Here is a 12,315-nt window from a genome sequence, read left to right on the forward strand (position 1 = left end):
GGGGGCGATATTTGGTTCACGCGACGGGCGCGAAGAAGGGCGGTTCACGCGAAGGCGCGGAGACGCGGAGGGGTTGCGTTCGGGACTGGCCTTGCCGCGTAGCGGCTATCGTCGTTCGTCTGCCGGAGGCGACCGGTTTACCCGGAACGCAACATTCTCCGCGCCTCTGCGCCTCTGCGCCTCTGCGCGAAAATTCCTTCCCTTTTTCTCCGTCTGCCAGAAAGCAGGAAGAAGTGATTTTCGCGCAGAGGCGCAGAGGCGCAGAGGCGCGGAGGGGGTCGCGTTCGGGGCGGGGCTTGCCCCGTCGTCCGCTGGCGTTGTCGTCTCCCGGTCGCGGGCGGCTGGCCCGGATCGCAACTCCCTCCGCGTCTCCGCGCCTCCGCGTGAACCAACCCCTTCGCGTCCTTCGCGCCTTCGCGTGAACCCATCCGCCTTGCCCAACACGCCAACGATGCGTAGCGAGCAACGCCATGATGTTCAGACTGGGCACGCGCGGATCGCCGCTGGCGCTGGTACAGGCCCATGCCACGCGCGCGGCGCTGGCGGCGGCGCATGGGGTGGACCCGGGCGAAATCGAGATCGTGCCGATCCGCACCACCGGCGACCGGGTGCAGGACCGCGCGCTGGCCGAAATCGGCGGCAAGGCGCTGTGGACCAAGGAACTCGACCGGGCGCTGTGTGGCGGAGAGATCGACGCGGCGGTCCATTCGATGAAGGATGTCGAGACGATCCGCCCGACCGAGATCCGCATCGCCGCGATGCTGCCGCGCGCCGACGTGCGCGACCGGCTGGTCGGGATCGCGAGCTTGGCCGATCTGCCGCCGAACGGCGTGGTCGGCACCAGTAGTCCGCGCCGCGCGGCGCAGGTGCTGCGCCACCGCCCCGATGCGCGGATCGTGCTGTTTCGCGGCAATGTCGACACGCGCCTCGCCAAGCTGGCGGCGGGCGAGGTCGATGCGACGCTGCTCGCCGCCGCCGGGCTCGAACGGCTGGGGCGGCACGCCGTCGGCCATGCCGTGCCGGTCGACACGCTGCTGCCCGCCCCGTCCCAGGGCGCGGTCGGGATCGAGGTGCGCGCCGAGGATGCCGCCGCGCTCGCTTTCGTCGCGGCGATCGATGACCTGCCGACGCATCAGGCGGTGCGTGCCGAGCGCGGGTTCCTGGCAGCGCTGGGCGCCGATTGCCATTCGCCGGTCGGCGCGCTGGCGCGGATCGAGGGCGACGTGCTCACGCTGACCGCGCAATTGCTGGCGCAGGACGGCAGCGCGCATGTCACCGGCAGCACGAGCGGCGCGATCGACGACATCGACCTGCCGCGCGCCCTTGCCGAACGGCTGCTCGACGAAGCGCCCGAAAGCGTCGCGCGGCTGTTCGCGCGGTGAGCGTGCCGTTGGCGGTGCTGCGCCCCGAACCGGGCAATGCGGCGACCGTCGCGGCGATCCGGGCGCTGGGGGGGGAGGCGATCGCGCTGCCGTTGTTCGCTGTCGTGCCGCTGGCGTGGGAACTGCCGGCGGACGGCCACGACGCGCTGGTCCTGACCAGCGCCAATGCGGTGCGCCATGCCGGGGCGGGGCTGGCCGCGCTCGCGCATCTGCCGGTCCATGCGGTCGGTGCAGCGACCGCGCGGGCGGCGCGCGACGCGGGATTGCGCGTGGTCGCGACCGGGGCGGGCGATGGTCGCACGCTGCTCGATGCGGCGGGCGCGGCGGGGGTGCGGCGCGCGCTGCTGCTGACCGCGCGCGACCGGGCGGTGGCGGCGCATGGCGTGGTGGCGACGATCCGCGCGGTCTATGCCGCCGTGCCCACCGAACCGGTTGGGATGGATCGGCTGGCGGGCAGCGTGGCGCTGGTCCATTCGCCGCGCGCGGCGGTGCGGCTGGCGGCGCTGGTGGCGGATCGCGGCACCACCGCGGTCGCGGCGATCTCACCGGCGGCGGCGGCGATGCTCGGCAACGGCTGGCGCGCGGTCGCGGTGGCCGCCATGCCGAGCGATCCGGCGGTGATCGCCGCCGGCCTTGCGCTTGCCGGTGATTGACCCGGTCGGCGCGCACGGGGATAAGGCGCGCATGACCAGCGACGACGCGCCTTTCATGGCGGCAAACGGCCCGACCCGGCGGGCGAAGGGCGGGCGATGGATGGCGGCGGCATGCGTCGCCTTCCTGATCGGAATCGGCGCGACGCTGGCGGTGCTCTATTATGTCGCCCCGCGCCTCGGCTGGACGCTGCGTGCCGCGACCACGACGCCGGTCGCCCAGCCGACCCCGGCGGCGAGCGCCGCGCCGGTTGCCGCCGCCTTGCCGAACCTCGCTGCGCTGTCGGCGCGCGAGGCGACGCTGTCGGCACAGGTGGCTGAGCTGGAGACGCGGATCGCCGCGATCGACACCGGCGCGCGATCGGCGGCGGGCTTCGCCGCGCGTGCAGAGAATATGATGATCGTGATCGCCGCGCGCCGCGCGCTCGATCGCGGGTTGCCGCTCGGCTATCTCGAAAACCAGTTGCGGGTGCGCTTCGGCGCGGCGCGGGGCGATGCGGTGCGTACCATCCTCGCCGCCGCACGCCAGCCGGTGACGCTCGACGATCTGCGCAGCGGGCTCGATTCCTCGGCCAACCAGTTGCTGGCCGGTCCCGCCGATCAGAACTGGTGGCAGTCGCTGCGGCGCGAGGCGGGGCAGTTGATCGTGATCCGCCAGGGGCCGACGCCGAGCAGCCGCCCGTCCGACCGGCTGGAGCGGGCGCGCCGCCGGCTCGACACCGGCCGCGTCGAACTGGCGATCGGTGAGGTCGAGCGGATGCCGGGCGGGGCCAGCGCCACCGACTGGAACGCCGCGGCCAAACGCTATGTCGATGCGCGCAAGGCGCTGATCGAGCTGGAGGCGCTGGCGCTCGACACGCCGTTGCCGCAGGTGGCCCCGGCCCCGGTGGCGCAGATCGCGCCACCACCCGTCCCGCTCCCGACCCCGTCGGCGACGCCCGACCCGCTCGCCCCCACGCTGTAAGGACAATCACCATGGCCGATATGGGCCGCTTCGACTGGCAGGACCCGTTCCTGATCGATCAGCAACTGACCGACGAGGAACGGATGGTTCGCGACGTGGCGCACGGCTATGTCCGCGAGAAATTGCTGCCGCGCGTGACCCGCGCGTTTCTCGACGAGGATTTCGCGCGCGAGATCATGAGCGAGATGGGCGAACTGGGGCTGCTGGGTCCCACGATCGATCCCGAATATGGCGGCGCGGGGCTGGGCTATGTCGCTTACGGCCTCGTCGCGCGGGAGGTCGAGGCGGTCGATTCGGGCTATCGCAGCGCGATGAGCGTGCAGTCGAGCCTCGTGATGCACCCGATCAACGCCTATGGTTCGGAGGCGCAGAAACGCAAATATCTGCCCCGCCTCGCCAGCGGCGAATGGGTCGGCTGTTTCGGCCTCACCGAACCCGATGCCGGCTCCGACCCGGCGGGGATGCGGACGCGCGCCGAAAGGATCGACGGTGGCTACCGGTTGAGCGGGTCCAAGATGTGGATCACCAACTCACCGATCGCCGACGTCTTCATCATATGGGCCAAGTCCGACGCGCATGACGGCAAGATTCGCGGCTTCGTGCTGGAGAAGGGCACCAAGGGGCTGTCCGCGCCGAAGATCGAGGGCAAGCTGTCGCTGCGCGCGTCCGTCACCGGCGAGATCGTGATGGACGGCGTCGAGGTGGGCGAGGACGCGCTGCTGCCCAATGTCGAGGGGCTGAAGGGGCCGTTCGGCTGCCTCAATCGCGCGCGCTACGGCATCGCATGGGGCACGATGGGCGCGGCGGAGTTCTGCCTCCACGCCGCGCGGCAATATACGCTCGACCGCAAGCAGTTCGGCGTGCCGCTGGCATCGAAGCAACTGATCCAGTTGAAGCTGGCCGACATGCAGACCGAGATCGCGCTGGGGTTGCAGGCGGCGCTGCGCGCAGGGCGGATGTTCGACGAAGGGACGCTGGCCCCCGAAGCGATCAGCATCATCAAGCGCAACAATTGCGGCAAGGCGCTGGCGATCGCGCGGGTCGCGCGCGATATGCACGGCGGCAACGGCATCGCCGCCGAATTTCATGTGATGCGCCATGCGATCAACCTTGAGACGGTCAACACCTATGAGGGCACGCACGACGTCCACGGGCTGATCCAAGGCCGGGCGATCACCGGCATCGCCGCGTTCTGATGAACCGCCAGCTGGTATTGCGCGGCCAACTGGTCACGATCGCGCCGAGCGTCGCGGACGATTACGACGCGCTGTTCGCGGTCGCGTCCGACCCGGCGATCTGGGAACAGCATCCCGCGCACGACCGCTGGCGGGCGGACGTCTTCCGCGCCTTCTTCGACGAGGGGATGGCGGGCGGCGGCATGCTGACCATCCGCGATGCCCAAGACGGCAGCGTGATCGGGTCGAGCCGCTACGGTCCCTACGACCCTGACGCCGATGAGATCGAGATCGGCTGGACCTTTTTCGCGCGCGACCGCTGGCGGCGCGGGTATAACCGCGAAACCAAGCGGTTGATGATCGATCATATCACCCGGGATGCGGCAACCGTCACCTTCCATATCGGCGAGGCCAATGCCCGGTCCCGCACCGCGGTGGCGGCGCTGGGCGCGGTGCTGCGCCCCGGCACCATCGATGTGCTGCGCGGCGGGCGCATGGTCCCCCATGTCGTGTACGCGCTGCGCCGGCCGTGAAGCCGCTCGCCGGGGTTCGGGTCGTCGAACTGGCGCGGATTCTTGCCGGGCCATGGTGCGGGCAGTTGCTCGCCGATCTGGGCGCGGAGGTGGTGAAGGTCGAGCGGCCGGGCGCGGGCGACGACACCCGCCACTGGGGACCGCCGTTCGTGACCGATGGCGAAGGGCGCAACCGCGACGCAGCCTATTTCCACGCGACCAATCGCGGCAAACGCTCGGTCGCGATCAATATTGGCACGCCCGAGGGTCAGGCCGAGGTCCGCGCGCTGGTGGCCGGGGCCGATGTCGTGATCGAGAATTACAAGGTCGGCGGCCTCGCCCGATACGGCCTTGACCATGCCGCGCTGTCGGCGGTGCGGCCGGGGCTGGTGACGTGTTCGATCACCGGCTTCGGCCAGACCGGGCCCTATGCGCACCGTGCCGGCTACGACTTCGTCATCCAGGCGATGGGCGGGGCGATGTCGCTGACCGGCGAGCCCGACGGGCCGCCGCAAAAGGCCGGGGTCGCCTATGCCGACCTGTTCACCGGCGTCTATTCGGCCGTGGCGATCCTCGCCGCGCTGCGCCGCCGCGACCTGACCGGGGAGGGCGCGCATATCGACATGGCGCTGCTCGATACGCAGGTGGCAGTGCTGGGCAATCAGGCGCTCAACTATCTGGCGGGCGGCACCGTGCCGGGGCGGATGGGCAACGGCCACGCCAATCTCGCGCCGTATCAGGCGTTCGAGACGGCGGACGGCGCGCTGGTGATCGCGGTCGGCAACGACACGCAGTTCGCGCGGCTGTGCGCCATCCTCGGGCTCGACCTGCACCACGATGCGCGGTTCGCGACCAATCCGGGGCGGGTGGTGAATCGCGGTGCGCTGATCCCGATGGTGCAAGCGGCGGTCGGCGGCTGGCGCAAGGCGGCGCTGAGTGACGTGCTGGAGGCGGCGGGCATTCCGGCGGGGCCGATCAACCTGCTGAATGAGGTGTTCGCCGACCCACAGGTGATCGCGCGCAGCATGCGGATCGCGCCCGACGGACTGCCGGGGCTGGCCGGACCGATCGTGATCGACGGCGAGCGGATGGTGGCCGACGGCAGCGCGCCGCTGCGGGCGGGGTAGGGGGGTAGTTCCTCTTCGTCACGCTGACGAAGGATCATTCCACGTCGCTGTATTCCGCCACGAGTTTCATGGTATCGTTATCGTAGCAATATACCGGTGAATCGCCGATTGCCCCGCGTTCGATCCGAAGCTTCACGCACGACAGGCCGATGCCCTGGTTGCGCGTCGGAAGGAACATCAACTGCGGAAACCACATTCCTTTCACCTGATCGACCGGCGCGCCCGCCTTGACGGACCAGCGTCGATAGGCGTCGTCGATCTGCGCTTCCGAACCGGGCCAGTATTCGGGGTCGTAAGGCGACGCCGATGGTGCCGAGCGGCGCAAGCCATAGCCGGCCACGAAAGCCAGGCCGATCGCAGCCAGAAACAGCACGACCGTCACGATCCGCATGGGCCACCCCCGTCCCTGATTGGTGGGCACGCTACCGCCCGATGAACCCCAGCATCTGTTCGACCATCAACCGCAACTGCGCATCGGCGCGGTCGAGCGCGCCGTCCTCGGCGGTGTTGATCGCCACGCCGACCGGAGTCGGCCAGCCGCGCAGCGCGTGGGCGACGGTGCGCAGCGTCGCCATCGTCGCCACCGCCGCCTGCCAGCCCGCCGCCGTCGCCACGATGCCCACCGGCATCCCGTCGAAATACACGCGGTCGTCGCGGCGCAGCAGCTCGACATGGTCGAGCGCGTTCTTGACGAGGCCCGACAGCGTCCCGTGATAGCCCGGCGAGCCGACGATCACCCCGTCCGCCCCGCGCAGCGCCGCGACGAACGCCTGGATGCCGGCATGGCCCGCAGCACTTTCCGGTTCGTAATTGGGAAAGTCGATCGCCGGCCCGGTCAGCAGAGTCGTGCGCGCGCCGAGCGACCGGGCATGGGCCAGCGCCTGTTCCAGCGCGGTGGCGGTGGCGGAGGTCGGACGAAGCGTGCCGCCCAGCGCGACGATATGCGGTTGCGTCATGGCGCGTGCGCTACCCGATGGCGGGGCGCGGCGCTAGGCTCGGGATGCTATTCCCCGTCATTCCCGCGAAGGCGGGAATCCATACACGCAGCGGTTGCGATGGAGCCGGAACGTCAGTGTCTATGGATTCCCGCCTGCGCGGGAATGACGGACCGGCTACTTCGGCCGCACCATCTCCCACGCCTCGGCGATGTCGGCGATCGAGGCGGCGGCGTCGGTGAACGGCACCGGATCGTCACCGATGCTGGCGTCGGCGATCTGCTGGCGCAGGCCGGCGTACAGCCGCGACAGCGTGCGCGACAGGTCGCCGCCCTTGTCGAAATCGAGCCCCGCCTCCAGCGCGAACAGGATCGCCATCGCCCGCGTCACCCGTTCGCTCTTCATTTGGAACCGGTAGTTGGTCGCCGCCCATGCGGCCGATCGCAGCGCGCGGATCGCTTCCTCGTACAACAGCGAAACGAGGCCGTGGGCATCGGCCCCGCCAGTGCGTCCGGCCAGATCGACCTGGCGATAGGTCTGCGCCGGATCACCGGCAAGGACGGTGGCATAGCGGGCCATCAGCGATCCGCCGTCCACATCTTGACCATCGTCTCCATCTGCGCCTGTTGCGCCTTGTACGCCGCGACGCGCGCTTCGGACGCGGCGAACTGCTGCGTCATCCGCGTGCTGACGGTTTCGGACTGGGTCGTCACCTTGGTCTTTTCGTCGTCGATCGCGCTCTGCGCCTTGGTATAGCGGGCCGAGGTCGCACCCAGACCCGTCTGGGTATCCACCGCCGCCAGCGAGATCGCGTTGAGCGCCGCCGACAGCCCCTTGCCGGTCGCACCGGTGCCCGCCACGAACATCGCCTCCAGCGCGGCGGGGTTGTCCGCCAGCGCCTTGGCCAGTTGCGCCGTCTCGACGCGCAGCGTGCCGTCGCGGTTGGTCGCGACGCCGATCTGCGCCAGCCGGCTGGGGGTGTCGTCGCCGGCGGTGGTCAGTTCGGTCAGCGTCAGGCGCTGGAGCGACCGCTTGAGCGACGCCGTCGCCGGATCGGCGCGCAGCGCGCCGGTGATCGGATCGGTCGCCTTCTGCACCGTCGCCATCACTTCGTTATAGGTCGCGACGAAATCGGTCACGGCCTGACTGATCGCATCGGTCGGCGGCGTGGTGCCGATCGTCGCGGGCACGCCGGCGGTCAGCCCGGTCAGCTCCAGCCGCACGCCCGGAATCGCGCCGGTCACGCTGTTGGTGTCGCGCGACAGCTCGACGCCGTCGACGGTCAGTTGCGCATTGCCCGCCTGCGTCACCATCCGCGCGCCGCTGGTCGAACCGTCGAAACCGACGTTCAGCTTTTCGAGGCCGTTGTTGGCGGTATCGGGGGTCGCGGTCAGGGTGAACGCCTGTTCCTCGCCGCTGGCCCCTTTCAGCACCAGCCGCTGGCCATTGGCGTCCGACACGACGCTGGCGGTCACGCCGGCCTTGGCGGACGTGATCTTGTCGGCGATCCCTTGCAGCGAGGCGGTATCGCCACTGGTGAGGACGATCGGGTCGATGTCCTTGCCGTTCCACGCGAAGCTGCCGTTGCCGTCGATCTTGCCGAATTTCAGCGTGAGGCTGCCGGTGCCGAGCGCCGTCCCCTCGGGAACCGCCTCGCGCGTCACCGCCACCTGCGCGCTCGCCAGTCTGGTGACGCTGACGCTCGCCATCGTCCCCGCCACGCGCGCGCCGGGCAGCACCGATGCCCGCACCACGCCGCTGCTGCTGGTCAACTGCGTCGCCAGCGTGCCGTTCTTGACCAGCGTGGTCAGCGCATTGGCGAAGCCGGTGATGCCGCTCTTGACCTCGGACAGCGTCGACACCTGCGAGGTCAGCGTATCCTGCCGCTTGGTCAGTTGCGCCGTCTTGCCGGCGAACTGCGCGTCGACCAGGCTTTTGACCAGCGCGACCGTGTCGGTGCCCGATCCGAGGCCCAGCGATTTGGCGATGTTGCCGGTCGTGCTGTTGGTGCCGGTGGTCGTCGTCTTGGCCGCCGTGGTGGTGGCCGGCGTCGCGGTGCTGGTGCTGGTGGTGATGGCCATCGTACTTGTCCCCGCGCGTCTCTATCCATCAAGCGGCAGCGACGCGGATTTCTTTAGAGATTCCGTTCGGAAACCCGGGTTTCCTGTGCGGTGCCGGCCCGCTCACGCGGATGCGCCGGCGAGATTGCCGTTTTCGTCGAACCGCGCGGCGGCGGGCACGTCGATCGGCGGCTGGATGCCGCCGGCCTGAACGTTCACCCCGAACACGAACGCCAGCACGGTGGCGATGGCGAGGTACAGATCGTCGCGCACCTCCTGCCCATCCTGACTGGTATAATAGACCGCACGCGCGAGCTGCGGATATTCCAGCACTGGCACCTTCGCCTCGCCGGCCAGTTCGCGGATGGCCAGCGCGGTCGCGCCACGCCCCCGCGCGACCACCACCGGCACCGAATCGCGCCCCCGGTCATAACGCAGCGCGACCGCGAAATGGGTCGGGTTGGTCAGCACGACATGCGCCTCGCCCACCGCCTTGCGGAAACCGCCCTTCAATATCTGGTGGCGGCGCTGGCGGATCTGCCCCTTCACATGCGGATCGCCCTCGCTCTCCTTATGCTCGTCGCGCACCTCCTGCTTGGTCATGCGCAGCCGGTTCATCCGCTGGAACAGCGCCAGCGGCACGTCCAGCCCGGCGATCAGCACCAGCCCGCCGGCCATCACGAACAGCAAGGTCAGGAACGTGCCGCCGAGATCGCCGACCGCCTGCTCGACGTTCGACGACACCAGCCCCAGCGAACTGTGCGACGCCGATTTGAGCATGACATAGCCGATCGACCCGAGCAGCACGACCTTCAGCAACGACTTGCCGAGTTCGATCCACCCCTGCGGCCCGAAGATACGTTTCAGGCCCGAGGCGGGGTTGATCCGCGACCCCTTGGGCGCCATCGCCTTGCCATCGAAGCGGATGCCGGTCAGCCCCGCCTGCGCGGCGATCCCCGCCACCACCGCGAACGCGAGGATCGCGCCGAGCGAGGGGGCGAGCTTCCACCCCGCTTCGACCAGCGGCCGCCATGGCTGGAAATCCTCGATGTCACCGCGGCCGAAGGTGAAGCTCGCGGTCATCACCGCCTTGCACGCCGCGACCAGCGACGGCCCGAACATCGCCAGCCAGCCGCACCCGGCAAGGATGACCAGCGCGGTGCCCAGTTCCTTGGACTTGAGGATGTCGCCGTCATCGCGCGCCTTGTCGAGGCGCTTCTGGGTTGGGCTTTCGGTTTTGTCCTCGCTCATCCCAGCACCAAGGTCTTGGTAGCGTCGAGCGATTCGCGCACGATTACCAGCATGTAATCGCCCATCGCCGGCATCGCGACGAACAGCGCGACGACCCCGACGAACAGGCTGGCGGGCAGCCCCACCGCGAACAGGTTGAGCGCCGGGGCCGAGCGCGACAACATGCCGACGACGAGGTTGAGGCACAGCAGCAGGAAGCCGACCGGCAGTGCCAGCAGCAATCCGGCAAGGAACGCATAGCCGCCGAACATCGCGATGTTCTGAAGCTTGCCCGCCGACAGCCATGCCGCGCCCGGCGGCAGGATTTCATACGACCGCACGATCAGGTCGACGAGGATCAGATGCCCGTCGAGCGACAGGAACAGCAAGGTCAGCAGCACCGACAGGAAGGTGCCGAGCGCGGGCGTCGGCGCGCCGCTCTGCGGGTTCACCATCGCGGCGAAACCGATGCCCATCGAAATGCCGATCACTTCCGACGCGATCAGCGGTGCGGCGAACGCGATCTGGAGCACGAAGCCCAGCGCCAACCCGACCAGCGCCTCGGCGGCGATGCCGAGGAAGGTCGTGAACGAAAATATCTCGGTCGGAATGGCGAAGCTCTGCGCGTGCAGCACCAGCACCGCGATCGCCCCCGACAGCAGCACGCGCACCTGCACCGGCATCGCCACCGCGCCGAACACCGGCGCCACGACGAACGCCGCGCCGACCCGCACCATGGTGAACAGCAACGCCCAGAGCTGCGGCTCGACCGCGAGGCCAAGGCCTAGCATGGCCGGCCCCGTCCTGCTGCCGTATCCCCGCGAAGGCGGGGACCCAGTGCCACGATCGCGACCGCGAGGGCCGATCGACGTTCAGTCGAACAGCTAGCAAAATTGCTCCCCTCCCTGGAAGGGAGGGGTTGGGGGTGGGTTGGCATGCGAGGGAAGGTCACGCCCGCCAACGGGCCGACCCACCCCCGACCCCTCCCTTCCAGGGAGGGGAGGAGTCGAACCCTTAGCTGAATGTCGACTCCGTCATTCCGGCGAAGGCCGGAATCCATTGTGTCGGGTGTCATCGAGGAAGCGCAGCCGTCCCCCCATCCATGGACTCCGGCTTCCGCCGGCGTGACGGGGAGAGAGGACGAAAGAAAATTCACCGGACCAGTTCCGGGATCCGCTCGAAGATGCTGGTGGTGAAGTCCCCCAGCAGCCCGAGGATCATGCCCCCGAACACGGCAAGGCTGATACCCACCACCGCCAGCTTGGGCACGAACGACAGCGTCTGTTCGTTGATCGACGTCGCCGCCTGGATCATGCCAAGGATAAGGCCGCTCAGCAGCGCCGGGATCAGGATGGGGGCGGCGACCAGCGCCAGCACCCACATCGCCTCGCGCGCGACGGTCATGAAATAGCCCGCGTCCATGTTACCTCACGAAGCTTGCGGCAAGGCTGCCCATCGTCAGCGCCCAGCCATCGACCAGCACGAACAGCAGCAGCTTGAACGGCAGCGAGATGATCGTCGGCGACAACATCATCATACCGAGCGACATGAGCACGGTCGCGACCACCAGATCGATGACGATGAACGGCAGGAAGATCAGGAACGCGATCTGGAACGCGGTCTTGAGTTCGGAGGTGACGAACGCGGGCAGCAGGATCGAAAACGGCGTGTCGGCGGGCGTCGCGATCGGCCCCGATTTCGCCATGTCGGCGAACATCGTCACGTCCTTGGTCCGCGTCTGCTTGAGCATGAAGGCGTGCAAGGGACGCCCGGCGGTCTCGATCATCTGGGTCGAGGTCATCTGCCCGGCGGCATAGGGCTTGAGTGCGCTGTCGTTGATCTGGGTGAAGACCGGGGCCATTACGAAGAACGACAGGAACAGCGACAGGCCGATCAGCACCTGGTTGGGCGGCGTCTGCTGCAACCCCAAAGCCTGACGCAGCACCGACAGCACGATGATGATCCGGGTGAAGCTGGTCATCATGAGGAGGATGCCGGGCAGGACCGACAACAGCCCCATCAGGATCAGGACCTGCAACGACAGCGCCATCGGCGCGTCGTTGGCCCCGCCCAACTGCCCCAGCGCCCGGTCGAGCGCGTCGGCGGCACCCGGCGCGGCGACCGGGGCAGGGGCCGCCGGCACCGCTTGCGCGAACGCCGGCACCGCGAGGAACAGCATCAGCAGCAGGCCGATGGCTGCCAGCACCAGCTCCAGCCGCCATTGCGGTCGTGCGCGCGCGGGCCGGCGGACCTTCACCACCTTCGCGATCGGCAGCGTGT

General features: G+C 69.1%; 14 protein-coding genes. 6 read left to right on the top strand and 8 right to left on the bottom strand.

The features are described from left to right. Positions 1 to 470 precede the first annotated feature (470 nt). The 6 genes from hemC to ASG37_RS08250 are packed head-to-tail and all read left to right on the top strand — an operon-like array spanning position 471 to position 5,810. The gene (gene hemC / locus ASG37_RS08225) at positions 471 to 1,382 is read left to right on the top strand and encodes a hydroxymethylbilane synthase (protein WP_055758082.1); all 912 of its coding nucleotides are present in this window, start codon (positions 471 to 473) and stop codon (positions 1,380 to 1,382) included. After that, on the top strand, positions 1,379 to 2,035 hold the full coding sequence (locus ASG37_RS08230; protein WP_055758085.1) for a uroporphyrinogen-III synthase: 657 nt from the start codon (positions 1,379 to 1,381) through the stop codon (positions 2,033 to 2,035). Before hemC ends, ASG37_RS08230 begins: the two co-directional genes overlap by 4 nt. Positions 2,036 to 2,066: 31 nt before the next feature. Then, a complete protein-coding gene (locus ASG37_RS08235; protein WP_156349078.1) occupies positions 2,067 to 2,996 on the top strand; it encodes a hypothetical protein in 930 nt (309 codons plus the stop codon). Positions 2,997 to 3,007: 11 nt separating this feature from the next. Next, positions 3,008 to 4,192 (top strand): acyl-CoA dehydrogenase, encoded by a 1,185-nt coding sequence (locus ASG37_RS08240; RefSeq protein ID WP_055758091.1) that lies wholly within the window; start codon positions 3,008 to 3,010, stop codon positions 4,190 to 4,192. After that, positions 4,192 to 4,704 carry a GNAT family N-acetyltransferase gene (locus ASG37_RS08245; RefSeq protein WP_055758094.1) on the top strand — a complete coding sequence of 171 codons (513 nt, stop codon included), beginning with the start codon at positions 4,192 to 4,194 and terminating at the stop codon, positions 4,702 to 4,704. The genes ASG37_RS08240 and ASG37_RS08245 overlap by 1 nt, the downstream gene beginning before the upstream one ends. After that, positions 4,701 to 5,810: a CaiB/BaiF CoA transferase family protein gene (locus ASG37_RS08250; protein ID WP_055758097.1), complete on the top strand. Its 1,110-nt coding sequence runs from the start codon at positions 4,701 to 4,703 to the stop codon at positions 5,808 to 5,810. Before ASG37_RS08245 ends, ASG37_RS08250 begins: the two co-directional genes overlap by 4 nt. 34 nt (positions 5,811 to 5,844) lie before the next feature. Here ASG37_RS08250 and ASG37_RS08255 read toward each other — a convergent pair whose 3' ends face one another. From ASG37_RS08255 to fliP, 8 genes are all read right to left on the bottom strand, one after another. Continuing rightward, complete coding sequence (locus ASG37_RS08255; RefSeq protein WP_055758100.1) at positions 5,845 to 6,201, bottom strand: hypothetical protein; 357 nt, start codon at positions 6,199 to 6,201, stop codon at positions 5,845 to 5,847. Positions 6,202 to 6,232: 31 nt separating this feature from the next. Beyond that, complete coding sequence (locus tag ASG37_RS08260; RefSeq protein WP_055758104.1) at positions 6,233 to 6,766, bottom strand: NADPH-dependent FMN reductase; 534 nt, start codon at positions 6,764 to 6,766, stop codon at positions 6,233 to 6,235. 156 nt (positions 6,767 to 6,922) lie between these two features. Continuing rightward, the gene (locus tag ASG37_RS08265; protein ID WP_055758765.1) at positions 6,923 to 7,324 is read right to left on the bottom strand and encodes a flagellar protein FliS; all 402 of its coding nucleotides are present in this window, start codon (positions 7,322 to 7,324) and stop codon (positions 6,923 to 6,925) included. Continuing rightward, complete coding sequence (gene fliD, locus ASG37_RS08270; protein WP_055758107.1) at positions 7,324 to 8,826, bottom strand: flagellar filament capping protein FliD; 1,503 nt, start codon at positions 8,824 to 8,826, stop codon at positions 7,324 to 7,326. Before fliD ends, ASG37_RS08265 begins: the two co-directional genes overlap by 1 nt. Before the next feature lie 102 nt (positions 8,827 to 8,928). Beyond that, positions 8,929 to 10,056, bottom strand: coding sequence for a flagellar type III secretion system protein FlhB (flhB, locus tag ASG37_RS08275; protein ID WP_055758109.1), 1,128 nt, complete (start codon positions 10,054 to 10,056; stop codon positions 8,929 to 8,931). Beyond that, positions 10,053 to 10,826 (bottom strand): flagellar biosynthetic protein FliR, encoded by a 774-nt coding sequence (gene fliR, locus ASG37_RS08280; RefSeq protein ID WP_055758112.1) that lies wholly within the window; start codon positions 10,824 to 10,826, stop codon positions 10,053 to 10,055. Before fliR ends, flhB begins: the two co-directional genes overlap by 4 nt. A gap of 361 nt (positions 10,827 to 11,187) precedes the next feature. Beyond that, entirely contained in the window at positions 11,188 to 11,457 is a 270-nt protein-coding gene (gene fliQ, locus ASG37_RS08285; protein WP_055758114.1) for a flagellar biosynthesis protein FliQ, read from the bottom strand. A gap of 1 nt (position 11,458) precedes the next feature. Next, complete coding sequence (fliP, locus tag ASG37_RS08290; RefSeq protein WP_414888055.1) at positions 11,459 to 12,310, bottom strand: flagellar type III secretion system pore protein FliP; 852 nt, start codon at positions 12,308 to 12,310, stop codon at positions 11,459 to 11,461. Positions 12,311 to 12,315 lie beyond the last annotated feature (5 nt).

The sequence above is a fragment of the Sphingomonas sp. Leaf407 genome (assembly GCF_001425385.1).
GTDB lineage: Bacteria > Pseudomonadota > Alphaproteobacteria > Sphingomonadales > Sphingomonadaceae > Sphingomonas.

What these genes read in the sequence shown, in the direction of transcription:
- hemC (WP_055758082.1), top strand. Translation starts at nt 471, where the DNA reads ATGATGTTCAGACTGGGCACGCGCGGATCGCCGCTGGCGCTGGTACAG.
- ASG37_RS08235 (WP_156349078.1), top strand. Translation starts at nt 2,067, where the DNA reads ATGACCAGCGACGACGCGCCTTTCATGGCGGCAAACGGCCCGACCCGG.
- ASG37_RS08240 (WP_055758091.1), top strand. Translation starts at nt 3,008, where the DNA reads ATGGCCGATATGGGCCGCTTCGACTGGCAGGACCCGTTCCTGATCGAT.
- ASG37_RS08245 (WP_055758094.1), top strand. Translation starts at nt 4,192, where the DNA reads ATGAACCGCCAGCTGGTATTGCGCGGCCAACTGGTCACGATCGCGCCG.
- ASG37_RS08255 (WP_055758100.1), bottom strand. Translation starts at nt 6,201, where the DNA reads ATGCGGATCGTGACGGTCGTGCTGTTTCTGGCTGCGATCGGCCTGGCT.
- ASG37_RS08260 (WP_055758104.1), bottom strand. Translation starts at nt 6,766, where the DNA reads ATGACGCAACCGCATATCGTCGCGCTGGGCGGCACGCTTCGTCCGACC.
- ASG37_RS08265 (WP_055758765.1), bottom strand. Translation starts at nt 7,324, where the DNA reads ATGGCCCGCTATGCCACCGTCCTTGCCGGTGATCCGGCGCAGACCTAT.
- fliD (WP_055758107.1), bottom strand. Translation starts at nt 8,826, where the DNA reads ATGGCCATCACCACCAGCACCAGCACCGCGACGCCGGCCACCACCACG.
- flhB (WP_055758109.1), bottom strand. Translation starts at nt 10,056, where the DNA reads ATGAGCGAGGACAAAACCGAAAGCCCAACCCAGAAGCGCCTCGACAAG.
- fliR (WP_055758112.1), bottom strand. Translation starts at nt 10,826, where the DNA reads ATGCTAGGCCTTGGCCTCGCGGTCGAGCCGCAGCTCTGGGCGTTGCTG.
- fliQ (WP_055758114.1), bottom strand. Translation starts at nt 11,457, where the DNA reads ATGGACGCGGGCTATTTCATGACCGTCGCGCGCGAGGCGATGTGGGTG.